Genomic DNA, 17,054 nt, shown 5'->3' with positions numbered 1-17,054 from the left:
ACCGTCGGTGCCATCGAGTCCCCGGGGATCCAGAGCAGATCTTGACAGCGGAAAGATAAGCTGGTGCGCGCTAACTTGTCAATGTCTAGATTTCGGTCAGCCGGTATTCCCGGCCAAGGCTCGGCGCAGGGCCGCGGCGAGTTCCGCGTTCTGGCGCTGGGACATCTGGGCGGACAGGATCGCCTGCGATCCGTGGAACGTGCCGGGCCACTGGTGCAGCTCGACCGGCACACCCGCGCGCAACAGGCGCAGCGCGTAGTCGATGTCCTCGTCGCGGTTCGGGCAGAACTCCGCGGTGGCGATGTAGGCGGGCGGCAGCCCGGACAGATCGGTGGCCCGCGCCGGGGCGGCATACGGCGTGGCGGACGCGGATCCCAGGTAGTGATCCCACATCTGGGCGACTTTGTCGCGCGTCACGAAGGGGGTATCGGTGAAACGCCGAGCCGACCACGTCTGCTGCCGGTCGTCGAGAACGGGTTGGTTGAGCAGTTGGAAACGGATCGGCGGCCCCTGCTGATCGCGCGCCCGCAATGCCACCGCGGCCGCGAGTCCGGCGCCGGCGCTGTGGCCGCCGATCGCGATCCGTGCCGGGTCGATGCCCAGTTCGGCCGCGTGCTCGGCCGTCCAGGTCAGTACCGTGTAGATGTCCTCATGTGCCGCGGGGTACGGGTGCTCGGGGGCCAAGCGGTAGCCCACCGAGATCACCGTTGCGCCGGAGCCGTTGGCGAGCAGCGCGCCCCACGGATGCTCGGTGTCCAGATCACCCATGACGAACCCACCACCGTGCAGCCACAGGATGGCTCCCTGCGCCGCGTGCGGCCGATAGATCCGTATCGGCACATCCGGGTCCCCAGGCACCGTGCGGTTTTCGACCTCCAGGTCCGCCGTGTCGGGCGCGGGTATCGCGGCGGCCAGTTCGGCGAGGTTCTCCCGGGCGGTGACCGGGTCGGCCAGGTCGGCAGGGGGGAAGAGCGAGACGAATGCTTCGAGTTCGGGATCGATGATCATGCCGACGATGGTCGCGTCCGCCAGGCATACTCCGCTTCCGGCGACGGGAGTCGCCGTCTACGCGAATACGCGTACGAGGATCGCGGTCGGCTGCGTCGGTCGTCGTATCGGTGGAAGCTGGAACGAGCACCGGGGCATACAGATGACGCTGCCGGGGGTCTGTCAGTGACCCATGAATCGGCGACAGCTACGGGGTGAAATCACTCAGCCCGGTCTGGTAGGCGATCACGACCAGCTGCGCGCGGTCGCGCGCACCCAGCTTCACCATCGCACGGCTGACATGGGTGCGCGCGGTGGCGGGACTGAGAAACAACGCGGCGCCGATCTCGTCGTTGCTCATGCCCTGACCCACCAGTGCCAGCACTTCGCGCTCACGGTCGGTCAGCACCGCGAGGCGGTCTTCGGCGGACTTGGCGGCCCTGCGCTGGGCGGTGAACTGGCTGATGAGGCGGCGGGTGACCCGAGGGGCGAGCAGCGCGTCACCGGCGGCGATCACCCGGATGGCGTGCAGGAGTTCGGCGGGGCCCGCGTCCTTGAGCAAGAACCCGCTCGCACCCGCCTGCAGCGCATCGAAGACGTTCTCGTCGGTATCGTAGGTCGTGAGGATCAGCACCCTGACCCGCTCCATGCCGGGGGCCGCGACGATCTCGGCGGTGGCCCGGATACCATCCAGCCGTGGCATGCGGATGTCCATGAGGACGACGTCGGGACGGCCGGCGCGAGCGAGTTCGACCGCTTCCGCGCCGTTGGTGGCTTCACCGACCACCGTGATGTCGTCTTCCAGATCGAGCAGCACTTTGAAGCCGGAACGGACCAGACGTTCGTCGTCGGCCAGCAGTACCTTGATCGGCGGCGTCGAGTTCACAGGCGCGATCCGACCGGGGTGAGGGGGAGGCGGGCGCTGACCTCGAACCCGCCATCGGGACGCGACGTCGCGTCGAGTTCACCGCCGAGCAATTGGCAGCGCTCCCGCATTCCGACGATGCCGCGTCCGGTCGTGGGCGAGCCGCCGGCGTGGTCCGGGGCGTGCGCGGTGTCGCGGCGTCCCGCATCGCTCACTCGTATCCGCAAGGCGTCGATGCCGGGTTCGAGCGCCACCGTCACTTGCGTCGGGCCGACGTGGCGGATCACGTTGGTGATCGACTCCTGCACGATGCGATACGCGGCGCTGCCCACGGCGCTCGGTAGCGGTGTCACCGGGGCGGTCTGCTCGAAAACGATGTCGAGCCCGGCATCGCGGGCCTTGCCGACGAGTTCATCGATCTGGCCGAGCCCGGGGTAGGGTTCGCGCTCGTCGCCGTCGCGCAGGACGCCCAGAATTGCGCGCATCTCGCGCAGGGCCCGCGAACTGGTCTGTTCGATGGTGCGCAACGCCTCGCGGGCCTGTTCGGGCCGCTTGTCGAGTACGTGTGCGGTGACACCGGCCTGCACGTTGATGATGGCGATCGCGTGGGCGACGGTGTCGTGGACTTCGCGGGCGATCCGTAGCCGTTCGGCGTCGACCCGTGCTCTGGCTTCCTCGTCGCGCGAGCGTTCGGCCAGCTCTGCCCGTTCTTGCGCATCGGCGGCGATGACCCGGCGGGATCGGACGGACTCGCCGAGGATCGTGCTGATCACCGACGCGCCGATCCGGAAGAACACCCAGCCGATGGCCACGAGCGGCTGGATATCCGCCGCGGCGATCAGCCAGCCTGCGGCAAGCACCGTGATGCCCCCACCGGCGATCATCAGCGATCGCCGGCCCTCGCCGTAGGCGGCGAGGGTGTAGAGGGCGACGAAAAGCGCGAGATAGGAAAGCCGGTCGGGGAAGTCGAAACCGAAATAGATCAGGCTGGCCACCGCCGTGACCACGAACACCGCCACTGGACGGAGGCGGCGCGCGGCGACGGCCACGCCACTCACGATCAGCAGGGCGTATCCGACGCCCGAGACCGGCGTCGAGACCGGCTCGAGCGGCACCGGGATCGCGGCGCTCAGAACCTGGATCACCGTAACGAACAGCGCCAGCGCGACATCCGGGAACCAGGCGGGCCGGCGCGAGAACCAGGCAGACAGCCGTCGCGACAACACCGGCAGAACCATGCCGTGAGAGTACGTCATCCGCGAGTGCCCGCGCTCCGCCCTGGGTGCGCGATCGGCTACGACGACCGGCGCAGCCGATCGCGCTGTTCCTACGCGAATTCTCGTAGACGGCGACTCCCGTCGCCGGAAGCCGAGTATGCCTGGCCGCCACGACGATCGACCGCATGAGAAAAGCTTTCACCGGCCTGGCGGCGCTGTTACTGCTCGCCGTCGTCGCGCAGTTCTATCTGGCCGCGAGCGGTGCGTTCGACACCGCGCCCATCGACGAGTCCTTCCAGCCGCATCGCACGCTCGGGTACGTGATACTCGTCTTCGCGTTCGTGATCACGATCGCCGCCGCCGTCGCCCGGATGTCGCGACGACTCGTCGGGCTGGCCGGTCTGGTCACCGGGTTGGTGATCGGTCAATCGGTGATCCGGGAAGTCGCCAGAGCGTTCGGTGAGGGCTCGAGCGCCGGTCATCTCGTTTTCGGCCTGCACGCGGTCAACGGGCTGGTGATCGTCGGCGTGATCGGAATGATCGTGTGGCAGTCGCGCAGGGCGGCGTGGGAACCTTCCGCACCGGCGTCATGACGACAGCCACCTGGATCACCGTGGACCATGCCCTCGCGTTGCTGAGCGTCGTCGCGTGGTTCGCGGCAGGCGTCACCATGTCGCTGCGGCGCGCCTGGCTCGCCCTGGCTTTCCTGGGCGTAGCGCTGGTGGTGACGTCGAGCAGGGCGGTGTCGGTCACGGTGCTGGCAGGCCGGGGCTGGTGGTTCGTGCAAGAGAAGGTGCTGCTCGGGCTGCCGATGCTCACGGTGACCGCGCTGATCGCCACGGTGATCGCGGGACCTCGGCTGCTGGCCCAGGCCAGGGTTCCCGGGCGGCCGCGAACCTTCGACGTGGGAGGCGTGGTCGCGTTGCTCACCGCCGCCTACGCCGCGTCGGCGGGCTTCATGGTGAGCTTCCTCGTCGGATATCCCCTGAGCTTCGGCATCGTGCTGATCACGATCGCGCTGGTGGCGGCGAGCGTACTGCTGACCATCCGAGTGCTCGAGACACCGGACATGGGCACGATCGAGGAACCGCACACCGAGACGAACCGGCCCGGGGTTTCGCGCCGCCGCTTACTCGGTGCCGCCGGTGGTGTGGTCGTGGTAGGCGCGGCCGGTACCGGTGCGGGCCTGTCGGTGCGGTCCGCCGCGTCGGTGACCGACGGAGGCGGCCCCGGTCCGGCCTCGCACGCGGCCGTCCCGGTGACCGACCTGCGGGGCGCCGGAACACCGGCGCCCGGCGGTATCCGGCGCGAACACGTGTTGGTCGCCCGGGAAGCCACCGTGCGCTCGGAATCCGGACGCGATATCGACGCATGGACCTTCGACGGCACAGTGCCCGGGCCGCAGATCACGGCTACTCGAGGCGATCTCATCGAGGTCCGACTGATCAATCGCGATATCGCCGACGGAGTGACCCTGCACTGGCACGGCTACGACGTGCCGTGCGGGGAGGACGGCGCCGCGGGCCTCACCCAGGAGGCCGTGGCGCCCGGCGGCGAATTCGTCTACCGGTTCCGCGCCGACCAAGTGGGAACTTACTGGTATCACACCCATCACGCCTCCCACATCGGCGTGCGCCGGGGGCTCTACGGCGCCTTCGTCGTTCGACCACGCGTGGAAGACGACGCCGGACAACTGGATCTGACTCTGCTCGTGCACACCTTCGACGGCACCGCCACCATCACCGGCGGCGGCGAACGCATAGCACCGCCGGGCACCACGGTACGGCTACGGCTGATCAACACCGACTCCGATCCGCACACGTTCACGTTGGCGGGCACCTCGTTCCGGGTGGTGGCTGTCGACGGCCGCGACCTGGTGCAGCCTGGCGATATCGTTCGGACCGTGTTGCGGCTGCCCGCAGGCGGGCGCTACGACCTCGTATTCGTCATGCCGAGCACCTCCGTCGCACTGACCGTCGACGACCGGGCCGCCACAATGTGGTTGCGACCCCGCGACGGAGCACCCGACGGCGAGCCGTCTGCGGGGGACATCGCTGGATGGCCCGAACTCGACCTGCTGAGGTACGGAACTCCGGTTCCCGTCGCGTTGCGCACCGCCGCTCCCGACCGGCACTTCACCCTGGTTCTCGACCGTGGGCTGGCGATGGTCGACGGATCACCGGCGTACGCGCACACCGTCAACGGCCGTGGGCATCCCTCGATCCCCGATCAGCTCGTGGCCGAAGGCGACATCGTCCGGTTCACCGTGGTCAACCGGAGCCGCGAGACCCACCCCTGGCATCTGCACGGCCATCCGGTGCTCGTCATTTCCAGGGACGGGACGCCGTCGTCGGGCAGCCCACTGTGGGTCGACACCTTCGACGTTCGTCCCGGCGAGGTCTGGGAGGTGGCGTTCCGCGCCTCGAATCCGGGCATCTGGATGAACCACTGCCACAACCTCCCGCACGCGCACCAAGGGATGATGCTGCGTCTACGCTACGACGGTTTCACCACCCCGTTCAGCGGTGCGCACACGGCCGACTCGAGTCACCACCACTGACGACGCGCACCTCAGCGGAGGCGGCCACGGTAGTCGAGGCACGCGCGGCCGTTGGTGGGCGGGGCGGCGGGTGGTATGGCTTCCGTGTAGGCGCGCAACCCTTCGGCCAACTTTCCTGCCATGCTCTCCAGTTGTTCGGGGCGCAAATGCTTTCCGAACGCGGCGGCGTCGAGCAGTTGCCTGCGCACGGCGTTGATCTGCATCTGAGCGAAGGGGATGGGTTCGAGATCCGGCATACTCCGGCACGCTACCTGGAGTCGAACATATTTTCGATACGGGGGAGGGTGTGGGGAGGGTTTCATGTCTCGACCTGCGATCGAGGGCGGGGCGAACTCGCAGCACTGTGTCGGGTGCTGCCGGTGGCCTGCGCGAGCCCCCATACAACCAGTGCGGAGAGGGAGTAGGCCGCGCCCACCCAGCACGAAGCCGACCATCCCCAGGCGGCGTATGCCCAGGTGGTCGTGATCGCGCCGAGGGCGGATCCGAGGGAGTAGAAGGCCATGTAGGCGCCTATGACGCTGCCTGCGCGGTGCGGGTGCGCCGTGGTCAGCAGGTGTTGGCTGCTGACATGTACTGCCTGGACGGCGAAGTCGAGCAGAAGGATGCCGATGACCAGCAGCCACAGGGTCGCTTCGGTCCGGGCGACGAACAGCCAGGAGGCGGTGAGCAACGCCAGTGCGGAACCGGTGATGGCCTGTGCGTGACCGGAGTCGGCCCATCGGCCCGCGCGGGCGGCGCCGAGTGCTCCGGCCAGGCCCGCCAATCCGAGCAGGCCGATCTGTGTGGTGCCGAAGTTCCAGGGCTCGGCGCCGAGGGGGAGGGCGAGTCCACTCCAGAGGGTTCCGAAGGACGCGAAAAGGAAGAAGGTGATCAGGCCTCGGCTCAGGAACAGGCGATCCGTGCGCGCGAGCCGGCCCATTGACGCCAGCACCCGCGCGTACCGTGCGCCGGGAGTTCTGCGGTCCGAGTCGAGTGTCGCGCGGACGGTGAGGGCCACGGTCACGCAGAGCGCGGCCAGTAGCGCGTACACCGCACGCCAGCCGACCGTATCGCCCAGGGCGCCCGCGAGGATGCGCACGCCGAGGATGCCGATCACCACGCCGGAGGTGACCGCGCCGATATTGCGGCCTCGCTCGCTCGGCGCGGAGACGACGGCGACATGGGCGACGGTCACCTGGACCACGACCGCGAACAACCCCGCGATCGCCAGTCCCGTCACCGCGACGGCGCCGTTCGGGGCGGCAACCGCGATCGCGGCCCCCGCGGCGGTGAGCATCGGATATACCGTGATGAGCCGACGGCGATCCAGCACGTCCCCGAGCGGGACCAGCAGGATCAGACCGGCGAAGTAGCCGATCTGCCCGGCGGCGGCCAGCCCGCCCAGCGACTCGCGCGCCAATCCCAGGTCGGCGCCGGCTGTCTCCACTACCGGCTGGATCGCATAGATCGTCGACACGGCCACGGCGCACACCAACGCCAGGACGAATCGCTGCGCCCCCGAGATTCCTGTCGCCACCACACTCTCCAATTCAGTAGCAATATGCAACCATTTGGAGGATAGGCAATAATAGTTTCGAATTGCAACCGATGGGGAGGAGCTCATGACCACGACGCTCGGTGCCGGCCGCGAGTGGACCGATCCCAGCTGCCCTGTCGCGCGAACTGTCGACCTGGTGGGCGACCGGTGGAGCCTGCTGATCGTGCGCGACGCCATGGACGGCGCGGCGACCTTCACCGACTTCCAACGGCGGCTCGGGATCGCCCGCAACATCCTCACCGACCGCCTGCGCAGGCTGGTCGACCACGGCATCCTGACCACGAGCGCCACCCCCGGCGGCAAGCGGCACGTCTACGAACTCACCGAAGCCGGGCAGGACCTGTTCACCATCGTCGTCGCGCTGCGCCAATGGGGAGAACGCCACGCCTTCACCGGCGACGAACCCCACTCGGCACTAGTCGACCGCGACGGGATGCCCGTGGCCCAACTGCGTACCGAAAACCGCGAGGGCGAACTCGTCACCGCGGCGACCACCCGGGTTCGTAAGGTAGGTGAACACGACGCCTCGGTGGCAGATGCGTGATCCGGCGTCGTCGCGGCGACGTCCTTCGCGGCCTCCTGGCTGACGGTTGGGTCGGAATGGCCGCGAACACCTGTGGTCGCGTGCCACGTTCAGCAAGCGAGCGTAGTCGCGGCCAATTCACGCCAGCTCGCTTGCGCGCCTTCCTTCGTCGCCTCGGTGAAGCGCTCCGCGCCGAGGCGGCGTCGCGCTGCCTGCTCGATCCGGGCCGCATCCGGGTGGGAACGATCGGGCAGCCCGCGTACTCCGGCACTAGCCGCGAGCAGCCGCACGGCCTGCTCGTCTTGGTCTTCACGTAGCGCCAAGTCCGCGATACCTACGAGAATTTGGGCGATGAGGGGCGCGTATCCCGCGGCGCATGCCGCCTGGAAGGCCGCGGCGTGTTGTTCTCGGGCTTCATCCAGACCGTCCGCAAGGTAGCCGAGCAGGTCGTGTGTCACCGCGCTGATGTACACCGACTCCGCATCGCTGCTCAGCATTGTTGTCGCCACGTCTATCTGCCGGTGCGCCTGCTCGGTGTCGCCGCTCCAGCGGGCCAGCTCCGCCTTCGCGAGGGCGAGCTCGGCCAGTGCGTTCGGCCAAGCGGACCGATCAGCGTACCGCTGCGCCTCGGCCATGGCGGCCGTGCTCGCCTCCGCGTCACCGAGCAGCCAGTACAGCCGAGCCTGCCGCGCTCGCATCAGGAAGACGTCCTCGATCGCGCCGACCTCGGTGACCACCGCGATCGCCTGGTCGAGGTGTTCGCACGCACCGGCGAAGTCGCCGCGCGTGGCGATCCGGATCGCCAGCTCGGTCAGTGCGAACGAGATTCCCCAACGCTCGCCGACGGCTCGGAACTCGGCGAGCGCCGTCTCGAGATACTCGTCCGCGTCCCGCCCTTCGAGGCCGAGCACGATCCGCATCTTGCCCACCTGGAGCCGCGCCAGCGCACGCACCCAGGGATCGTCATCGGTGAGCAGCGGTTCGAACGCGGAAAGTTTCGCGTCCGGCCCCTCCATCATGCGTTCCAGTGCGCCGACGAACCCCAGCAGCGGGTAGCGGGCCTGACTGCGCCTGCTGAACCGGTATGCCTTGTGGATCCATTCCGCCACCTGGGCCTCGTCACTCGGCCCGGAGTTCATGAAATGCACGACCAGCCCGTACACCCTGGCCCGGGTCTCGTCGTCCACCTCCCCGGGCAGGTCGGCGGCCGCGGTGATCAACTCCATGCCCTCGGCCTTGTGCCCGCTGAGCCACCAGTACCAGCCCGCCGCGGCCGCCAGACGCATCGCCCCGGCCGCGTCACCGGCCGCGAGCGCGCCACGCATCGCGACAGCGATGTTGTCGTGCTCGAGTTCGAGCATGGCCAGCCATTCCAATTGCTCGGCGCGGCGCAGATGCGGCTCGGCGGTGTCGGCGAGCCCGGTGAAGTACGCCAGATGCGCCCGGCGCGCCGGATCCGATTCTTCCGCCTCCACGAGCCGGTCCAGGGCGTACTGCTTGATCGTGTCGAGCATCCGATAGCGCGGTCCGCTGTCCTCCACGGTGAGCAGCAGCGATTTCTCGGTCAGCGTGGTCAGCAGCTCGAGTACCTCCCACCGCTCGACCGCCACGTCCTTCTCTTCCCCCTGCCCTTCGGTCCCGCCCCCTGCGCAAACCTGCTCGGCCGCCTCCAGGCTCGCGCCCCCGGAGAACACCGCGAGCCTGCGCAGGACCATCCGTTCGGCGTCGGTGAGCAGCTCCCAGCTCCAGTCGACCACCGCTCGCAACGTCCTGTGCTGCGGCAGCGCGGTACGGCTGCCGCCGGTCAGCAGGCGGAACCGATCATCGAGGCGGTTGGCGAGCTGATCGAGGGACATGGTGCGCAGCCTGGCCGCGGCCAGTTCGATCGCCAGCGGTATACCGTCGAGCGCTCGGCAGACGCGCGCCATGGTCGGCAGTGTGCGGGCATCGGCGGCGAGATCCTTGCGCACCGCGCCGGCCCGGTCCAGCAGCAGCTGCACGGCCGGGGATGACTCGATCGCCTCGGCGTCCGCGTTCTCTGTGGGCAAAGCCAGCGGCTCGACCTGCCACAGCGCCTCACCCGTGATGCCGAGCGGCTCCCTGCTCGTCGCGAGGATCCGCAGCCGCTGACATTCCCCGAGCAGCCGGTGGGCGAACGCCGCCGCGGACTCGATCACGTGCTCGCAGTTGTCCAGGACCAGCAGCGTTTCGCGGTCGCGGATCGCCGCGACGAGCCGGTCCATCGGTTCCGCGTTCGGTGCGCCGCCGAGCAGCGCGTCCCGGAGCCCCAGCGCGGCGAGCACCGATTGAGACACGTCACCGCTCGCGCCGACCGACGCCAGCTCCACCAGCCATGGCCCGTCCGGTAGGTCGTCGAGCAGGGTCCGCGCGGTTTCCAGAGCCAGCCTGGTCTTCCCTGAGCCACCGGGTCCGGTCAACGTGGTGAGCCGGTGATCGGAGATGAGTTCGCGTACGGCGGCGATGTCGCCGTGTTTGCCGACGAATCTGGTCAACTCGGCCCGCAGGTTCGTCTTGCGGTCGTTTCCCTCCGCTTCCACTTCGCCGCGCAGCAGCGCGACGTGCAGTGCGGAGAGCTCCGGTGAGGGATCCACGCCCAGCGTGTCGGCGAGTGCCTCCCGAGCGTGCTGGTATGCGATCAGTGCCTCGGCGCTACGACCCGCGGCGCCGAGCGCACGCATCAGCGCGGCGACGAGCCGTTCCCGCACCGGATGCCGGGCCACCAGTTCGGTCAGCTCGGGGACCAGCCCCGCACCCCGGCCGAGTCGGATCTCCGATTCGTATCGATCCTCCATGGCGGCCAGGCGCAGCCCCTCGAGCCGGGTGACCGCCGCGTCGAAAGCCGCGCTGTCCTGCGTACCGACGTCCTGCATCGGCGCACCGCGCCACAAATCGAGGGCTTCGCGCAGTAAATGGGCCTGTTGGGCGTCGTCACGGCCGCGGGCCTGTTCGAGCAGCTGCTCGAACCGCAGGGCGTCGACAGCGCGGGGTTGCACCGCCAGCCGGTATCCGCCCGCCTGCCCGTCGAGGCACCCGTCCGGCAGCACCCTGCGCAGCCGAGAGACCAGTGCCTGCAAGGCGTTGGCCGCGTCGGAGGGCGGCTGCTCGCCCCAGATCCAGTCGACCAGCGTCGCTTTCGGGACTACGCGACCGGGTTCGAGCGCGAGGGCGATCAACAGCGCCCGCAATCGAGCACCCGGTACCTCGATCAATCCGCCGTCATCTATCCGGATCTCGAGCGGTCCAAGCATCCCGATCTGCACCCGGGCCATTCTGCCGTGGACGACCGGCAGGCCCGGGGCCGCCCGTCCCCTGGATGACAACAGCTCCGACGGCTACGCTTCGGCCGTCACTCCGGTCCGATATGACCAGGGCAAACACCGTGTCAGTGGACGTGTCAGGTCGGTATCAGGCCGGTGTCAGCCGCACCGGCGACAGTCTTCCTGTGAATAGTTCAGCGATTGCGGCTTCCCCGTCGGCCATCCCGCTCCCGACGCTGTGCCCGGCCGAGGAGACCCGGTTGGGCACCGACGCGCTCGGCTACCGCGTGCCATCCCTCCCGCTCACCTGCGCGGAGGGGTGACCGATGGAGCTCAGGGTGGACCGAGAGCGCTGCATCGGCGCGGGCATGTGCGTGCTGACCGCCCCCGCAGTGTTCGACCAGGACACCGAAGACGGACGGGTGGTGCCCCTGGACCGCACACCCGCGCCCGAGGGGCAGCCGGCCGTCCGCGAAGCCGTCCAGGTGTGCCCATCCGGCGCGATCACGATCGTCTCCGGCGACCAGACCATATCCGCGGCGCAACAACCGCCACGAAAGGAAACCCGATGACCAGCACGGTTCCCGTCCCGCACGGCCTCCCGATGGAACGCGATGCCGGCCCCTTCGACCCGCCCAGCCGGATCACCCGGCTGCGCGAGGCTCGCCCGGTCAGCCCCCTGCTCTTCCCCGACGGTCACGAGGGCTGGCTGGTCACCGGCTACCACGCGGTCCGCCGGCTCATGGCCGACACCCGGTTCAGCTCCCGTCAGGACCTCGGCATCATGCACGTGCCGTACGAGATCCCCGGCATGCCCGTCGCCACCGAGCCGTCCCCGCAGATCCCGGGCCTGTTCATCGCCATGGATCCGCCGGACCACACCCGCTTGCGGCGCAAGCTCACCGGCGCCTTCACCGTCAGACGCATGAAGATGCTCGAAGAGCAGATCATCGACATCACCGAGCGGCAACTGGACGAGCTGGCGCGCCTGACCCCGCCGGTCGACCTGGTCAAGGAGTTCGCGCTGCCGGTGCCCTCGCTGGTGATCTGCGAACTGCTCGGTGTTCCCTACGCGGACCGGGCGACCTTCCAGGTCAACTCGGCCAAGTTCTTGGTCAAGGACCAGCCGCTCGAGGAGAAGATGGCCGCGTACGGCGCGATGACCTCGTACCTGGCCGAACTTGTCACGCGCAAGCGCGCCGAACCAGGCGAAGACATACTCTCCGACCTTGCCCGCGACGACGACCTCGGCATCGAGGAGCTGACCGGCATCGCCTTCCTGCTTCTGCTCGCGGGCCACGAGACCACCGCCAACATGTTGGCGCTCGGCACCTTCGCACTCCTGGAGCACCCCGAGCAGCTCGCGGAACTGCGCGCCGACCCCGACCTCGTCCCCGATGCCGTCGAGGAGCTCATGCGCTACCTGTCCGTTGCCGACATCTTCTATCGCTACGCCACGGAGGACATCGAACTCGACGGTGAAACCATCGGCAAGGGCTCGACCGTCGTTGTCTCGTTGCTGGCCGCCAACCACGACCCCCAGCGCTTCGACAACCCCGACACGCTGGATATCCACCGCAAGGCTCGCGGTCACCTGTCCTTCGGTCACGGCGTCCACCAATGCCTGGGCCAGCAACTGGGCCGCATCGAAATGCGCGCGGGTTTCGCCGGATTGCTGCGTCGCTTCCCGACCCTGCGGCTCGCCATCCCCGCCGGTGAGGTGAGACTCAGGACCGACATGAACATCTACGGCGTCCACGAACTGCCGGTCACCTGGACGGAAACGGCGGGGTAACCGTCGGCCGAGCACGCCTTCAGGGCCTGTTTTGTCGCTCCGGTAAGCGGTGAAGCAGATCCACGTGACATGCCCTGGCGATACCGCGAATTCGCAGAGGCGGGGATCCGACAGATCTCCGCATTCTGGGAATCCACGCGAACACTGCTACCGCCCACAAAATAGCTTACGAGTAGCCAGCTACCTGTATTCGGCATTTGGCAGCTGGATTCCCGTGGCGGCGATCCGGGTGGGCGGTTGACGCATGTTGACGGATGCGAAAGGTTGCGGGCAGAATCGGCCGCGTTGGTCCGGGGGGTGGAGGAGTTATGCGCGTTAAAACCGATATTCGTTTCGCCGTCGACATCGGTCCCGATCAGGTCTTCGACGCGGTGGCGGCCATCGAAATGCTTCCCGAATGGGCGGTGTATTCGGATGCGCGCGTGGCCACTCGCGGCGAATCCGGCAGGCCGCAGCGGGTTTACGTGACCGCGGATACTTTCCTCGGAAGGTCGGATCTGCAAGTGCTGGAATACGATTGGACCGATGACCGAGTGTCGTGGCAGGTCGTGGACAGCTGTGTCGGGCTCGGCGGCGGTGGTTGGTTCGAAGTGTCCGAGGACGGAGACCGAACGCAGGTTTGGTATCACACGGAGGTGCACTCGTCGCTGTTGGTGCCCGGCATCCTGCTCAAACGCACCGTCCGACGAGAGTGCGAAACCGTCGTACAGAACTTCGTCGAATTCGCCGAGGGCTTCACCGCACCTCCGCAGTCCCGCGCGATATAGCGATCACGTATCGAACTCGGCCGACCTCACCACCGGATGTCCGTGGTGGAGATCAATGGGGCGGCCACCTCCTCCGGCGCGACCTGTAAATCCGCGTCGTGCAGAGCTTGCGGGAACCGGAAGCGGGCGCGCTGTTCGATCTCGGTCAGCGGGACCTGGAAGACGCGGAACTCATCGAGTTCGAGCGCTTCGAGCTGTTGCAGGTTCTGGCTCAACAGGAAGCCGCGGGCCTTGAGGACACCGTTTTCTTCGAACGCGATGACCTTCCAGAACTCGCGCGGGATCTTGACCTGCCGGAATTCCCGGTCGTCGTCGGTGCAGACCGGGCCGCCGAACGCGCTGACCTTGAGGTCGTCGACGTCGACGTCGGCGAAGACGGCGTCCTCGAGCCGGCCCCAGATCCCGTCGCGGGTGCTCTGGTTGAAGTCGTCCATCTGCGGGGTGATGTTGGTGTAGAAGAACGAGTCCTTGTTGGCTTTCGCCGCTTCGGGCAGGCTGCCCCAGAGTAGATCGGCGCGTCGCGCCAGATGGCCGCGATCGAGCCGGTTGTCGCGGTACAACTCGTTGCCGACCTGGGCTTGCGCGTCCAGCCGCGGATCCTTGACGAAGTCGATCTTCTTTCGCGAGAGTTTCTTCATCGAAGCGCCGTCGATGTTCCAGGCCACCCAGATGGCGAATCGGCGCGAGCGGCGCATCGCGAGGGAGAAATGCGTGTAGTGCAGGACGTCCGCGCCGTCGAGTGCTGTCGCGACGTCGGGGCGCAGTTCGGTGTCCACCTCCGGCAGCGGCACCGCCGACGCGAGGAAATGCGGGTCGTATCCGGCGAGGACCGCGACTTCGTCGGCGACGGGCGGGGTCAGCGTGATGCCGAGCTTCTCGAACACCGATTGCGGCAGGCAGGCCAGTGCGTGCTCATCGGTGCTGGGCGCCATCTCGCCCGCGAAATGCAATCCGGCCAAAACCGTGCTGGTCTCGCCGCCGGGCAATGTGAACATCCACGCCGATCCCGAGTCGCCCGAGCTGCTGATCTCGCCGTCGAACGGCGGATTGTCCGGATCAGGTCCTATCTCGAAGCCGCCGATGCGCTTGGAGCCGACGCCGCCGTAGCTGATCTCGGCCACCACGTCGACGCGCCGCACGATGCCGTGGGTGACCCGGGTGGTCCGGCCGCTCTTGATGACCTTGTCGCCCAGCTCGGGTTCCCCGAGGCTGTCCGGGACGACGTCGAGTCCGGCGATCCGGGCGCTGAATTGCCGGTTCTCGATCGTGGCGACGGCGCAGTCGCCTGCCGTACCGAGATGAGACCTGACGAGCTTGCCGAGCCGGTTGCGGTCGATGCGATTGTCGTCGCGCGGGCCGGGCTGCACGGCGTCGTCGCCGAGCACGCCCGCCGCGGTGTGCAGGACGTGCCAATTGCTCAGCACATACGGCGTCCCGTCGTCCCGGTCGTAGACGACGCACCCGATCGTTCCCGCCGTGCCGGCGGGATGGGCGACGCTGATGCCGGGAACGACCGGATCCAGGCGCGACTTTCGTTCGGGTGCAGCGGCTTCGGCGACCAGCCGGAACGCAGGCTCGTATCTGCGCTGCAGTACGTCGGTCGGCACGACGATGCCGTCGACGATGATGGTTTCCGGAAGCGTTGACGTGCCCAATGCGTCGAGTGCCTCCGGTCCGGACACCTTCTCGTTCACCGTGAACTGCACCGCGATTTCGCCGGTCGATTTCCCGTCGACCTGCTTGTAGCCGACGCCGATCGAGGAGATATTCGGGTCTTCGAGGTAGTCCTCCGCCTTGGTGCGGATGAATTTACGCAGTGCGGTGAGAAGATCGTCGTTCTCGGCGTGGGACCGGCCGGATAGTGAATTCTTTTTCGCAGGCATGGGTGACTCCGGTTCGAGGGTGAGCGTGGTGACGACAACGTCGTGTCACCGGTGTCACCATCGTCGGATCACCACGGAGCCCGCACACGAGTAGAGAACTACTCGAACCAAGGGAGCGCCGAAATGCTGTGTGAAGTTCGTTCGGGTGATCAACGCAGTACCGTTTTACGGTGCGCGAAACTTGTCCTGTCGGCATTACCGACGTGGGGCACGGTGTCAGCGCTCACCGGATGGTCGCCGTCACGCGCAGTCGCTCAGGATTTCCCTGCGGCCTGCCGTAGTTCGCGCTCCGCTCGCGCGGGTGGTGTGTCGGCGGGGATGACGTGCAGTGTCACCTGAGCACCGTTGGTGCCGATCAAACGCATGACGCCGTGCGGTTGACCGGCCTCGGGTCCATGTACTTCGACGCCGTCGTGGCGGTCGATGCTGCGTTGGGTGAGACTGATGGCATTCCAGTCGAAGCTGACGCGTGCGGTGGGGCCCAGGCGTGGAGTGAGGACGCTGATCAGGTCGTGGAGTTCGGCGGTGAGGTTGTTCGTCCATGGCCACCAGGCGCCGTCGACCTGTTCGGGACCGGTCCCGGTCTCGGATTCGCGCAGCAGCAGGCGGGGTGTGCGGGTTGGGGTTCGGAAGGGTTGACCGCCGGTCGGCGGCGGGCCGGTCGCGGCGGCCATGTCGAAGTGGTTGGTGATCGGGCGCCGGATTCTGATTCGGGGCATGGTGTGTTCCTCTGTTCACCCGGGGGCGGGGGTTGCGGATTCGGGCGTGACGGCGGCCATCAGGGCCGTGTGGGCGATGTCGTCGTCGGTGGCCGAGGGGATCACGCGGAGCACGATCAGATCGTTGTCGCGACCGAAGACGTACATCGTGTTCCACATTTCGAAGGGATAGGAATCGAGCCGGACGGTGTGCCCACCGTGGACGGTGGTCTGCCGGGGTGCGTCCGACCAGCCGGTGGGGTCGTAGACGACTCGCCAGACGGGGCCGAGGCGCACCGTAAGGACGGCGAGGAGATCGGGCAGTTCGGCGGTGAGTTCATCGGAGCGGGGCCACCATGCGCCGTCGATGTAGTCGCCGCGTTCCGCTTTCGGCTTCAACCTCAGCCGGGGTGTGTAGTCGGGCGGAACGCTGTGCCGGGCGTAGGGCGAATGCAGGGGGTCGGATGTCGTGCTCGTGTCGCTGTTTCTGTGGAATCGCATGTCAGGTCCTCTCGCGGGAGCGCCGCGTCGTGGCCGATGGTGGCGGTAGACACGGATGGCGGCCGCGCGGCGCGGACGACAACTGGGCGGCCTCGTCGGCGGACCGGGTGGCCGACCTCGTGTCCAGTGTTCGGGTAGCGAACCGATGGCTGCCGTGTCTGCGGAGGTCATCTGCTGCGGACCGCTGAGTCGGCGTGGATCGGCGAAGTGGCCGCGTAGTTGCCGTGTATCTCCATTAGACGCCGATCGCGACGCATTGTCAACGTTGTAGGTCTACACTCATGACATCATGTGTTCTGAGTGTGTGGATGGTATTGGAGGCATCCGAAGATGGCCGACGTTCCGATCCGCCGCCCGAACTCTCCCGCGGGAGACCGGCGGCCCGACCGCGCCGCCACCGGTCGGGGCAACGGTCCGATCACCAGGACGACCGTGCTGACAGC

General features: G+C 67.8%; 16 protein-coding genes. 7 read left to right on the top strand and 9 right to left on the bottom strand.

What is annotated here, in order from left to right:
• Positions 1-96 precede the first annotated feature (96 nt).
• The 3 genes from GVY39_RS32240 to GVY39_RS32230 form a co-directional block, all read right to left on the bottom strand.
• A complete protein-coding gene (locus tag GVY39_RS32240; RefSeq protein ID WP_159930761.1) occupies positions 97-1,008 on the bottom strand; it encodes an alpha/beta hydrolase in 912 nt (303 codons plus the stop codon).
• A gap of 187 nt (positions 1,009-1,195) precedes the next feature.
• On the bottom strand, positions 1,196-1,873 hold the full coding sequence (locus GVY39_RS32235; protein ID WP_159930762.1) for a response regulator transcription factor: 678 nt from the start codon (positions 1,871-1,873) through the stop codon (positions 1,196-1,198).
• On the bottom strand, positions 1,870-3,090 hold the full coding sequence (locus GVY39_RS32230; protein ID WP_195070125.1) for a sensor histidine kinase: 1,221 nt from the start codon (positions 3,088-3,090) through the stop codon (positions 1,870-1,872). Before GVY39_RS32230 ends, GVY39_RS32235 begins: the two co-directional genes overlap by 4 nt.
• Positions 3,091-3,254: 164 nt before the next feature.
• Between GVY39_RS32230 and GVY39_RS32225 the strand changes: the two genes are divergently transcribed.
• On the top strand, positions 3,255-3,662 hold the full coding sequence (locus GVY39_RS32225; protein ID WP_159930763.1) for a DUF6220 domain-containing protein: 408 nt from the start codon (positions 3,255-3,257) through the stop codon (positions 3,660-3,662).
• A complete protein-coding gene (locus GVY39_RS32220; protein ID WP_236565792.1) occupies positions 3,614-5,629 on the top strand; it encodes a multicopper oxidase family protein in 2,016 nt (671 codons plus the stop codon). The genes GVY39_RS32225 and GVY39_RS32220 overlap by 49 nt, the downstream gene beginning before the upstream one ends.
• An 11-nt stretch (positions 5,630-5,640) precedes the next feature.
• Here GVY39_RS32220 and GVY39_RS32215 read toward each other — a convergent pair whose 3' ends face one another.
• Both GVY39_RS32215 and GVY39_RS32210 read right to left on the bottom strand, forming a co-directional pair.
• The gene (locus GVY39_RS32215) at positions 5,641-5,865 is read right to left on the bottom strand and encodes a DUF6374 family protein (RefSeq protein ID WP_159930764.1); all 225 of its coding nucleotides are present in this window, start codon (positions 5,863-5,865) and stop codon (positions 5,641-5,643) included.
• Positions 5,866-5,927: 62 nt separating this feature from the next.
• On the bottom strand, positions 5,928-7,145 hold the full coding sequence (locus GVY39_RS32210) for an MFS transporter (RefSeq protein ID WP_236565793.1): 1,218 nt from the start codon (positions 7,143-7,145) through the stop codon (positions 5,928-5,930).
• An 85-nt stretch (positions 7,146-7,230) separates the two neighbouring features.
• On the opposite strand from GVY39_RS32210, the gene GVY39_RS32205 reads away from it, so the two are divergent.
• Positions 7,231-7,710: a helix-turn-helix domain-containing protein gene (locus tag GVY39_RS32205; RefSeq protein WP_159930766.1), complete on the top strand. Its 480-nt coding sequence runs from the start codon at positions 7,231-7,233 to the stop codon at positions 7,708-7,710.
• 89 nt (positions 7,711-7,799) lie between these two features.
• Here the strand turns inward: GVY39_RS32205 and GVY39_RS32200 are convergent, their stop codons facing one another.
• Entirely contained in the window at positions 7,800-10,958 is a 3,159-nt protein-coding gene (locus tag GVY39_RS32200; RefSeq protein ID WP_236565794.1) for a BTAD domain-containing putative transcriptional regulator, read from the bottom strand.
• Positions 10,959-11,152: 194 nt separating this feature from the next.
• Here GVY39_RS32200 and GVY39_RS32195 point away from each other — a divergent pair, with 194 nt between their 5' ends.
• From GVY39_RS32195 to GVY39_RS32180, 4 genes are all read left to right on the top strand, one after another.
• Complete coding sequence (locus tag GVY39_RS32195) at positions 11,153-11,290, top strand: hypothetical protein (protein WP_159930768.1); 138 nt, start codon at positions 11,153-11,155, stop codon at positions 11,288-11,290.
• Between the two features lie 3 nt (positions 11,291-11,293).
• Complete coding sequence (locus GVY39_RS32190) at positions 11,294-11,539, top strand: ferredoxin (protein ID WP_159930769.1); 246 nt, start codon at positions 11,294-11,296, stop codon at positions 11,537-11,539.
• Positions 11,536-12,762, top strand: coding sequence for a cytochrome P450 (locus tag GVY39_RS32185; RefSeq protein ID WP_159930770.1), 1,227 nt, complete (start codon positions 11,536-11,538; stop codon positions 12,760-12,762). The genes GVY39_RS32190 and GVY39_RS32185 overlap by 4 nt, the downstream gene beginning before the upstream one ends.
• 308 nt (positions 12,763-13,070) lie before the next feature.
• A complete protein-coding gene (locus GVY39_RS32180; RefSeq protein WP_159930771.1) occupies positions 13,071-13,529 on the top strand; it encodes an SRPBCC family protein in 459 nt (152 codons plus the stop codon).
• A 26-nt stretch (positions 13,530-13,555) separates the two neighbouring features.
• Here the strand turns inward: GVY39_RS32180 and GVY39_RS32175 are convergent, their stop codons facing one another.
• The 3 genes from GVY39_RS32175 to GVY39_RS32165 all read right to left on the bottom strand — a co-directional run bounded on the left by GVY39_RS32175 (position 13,556) and on the right by GVY39_RS32165 (position 16,611).
• Positions 13,556-15,412, bottom strand: coding sequence for a DNA/RNA non-specific endonuclease (locus GVY39_RS32175; protein ID WP_159930772.1), 1,857 nt, complete (start codon positions 15,410-15,412; stop codon positions 13,556-13,558).
• Positions 15,413-15,666: 254 nt separating this feature from the next.
• Positions 15,667-16,086, bottom strand: a complete 420-nt coding sequence (locus GVY39_RS32170) for a DUF5994 family protein (protein WP_159930778.1) — start codon at positions 16,084-16,086, stop codon at positions 15,667-15,669.
• Between the two features lie 60 nt (positions 16,087-16,146).
• On the bottom strand, positions 16,147-16,611 hold the full coding sequence (locus tag GVY39_RS32165; RefSeq protein ID WP_159930773.1) for a DUF5994 family protein: 465 nt from the start codon (positions 16,609-16,611) through the stop codon (positions 16,147-16,149).
• Positions 16,612-17,054: the final 443 nt, after the last annotated feature.

Origin of the sequence: Nocardia sp. CY15, from assembly GCF_009829295.1 — a bacterium.
In the GTDB taxonomy this organism is placed as follows: Bacteria; Actinomycetota; Actinomycetes; order Mycobacteriales; family Mycobacteriaceae; genus Nocardia; species Nocardia sputi.
This window is presented reverse-complemented; position numbering and strand designations above follow the sequence as displayed.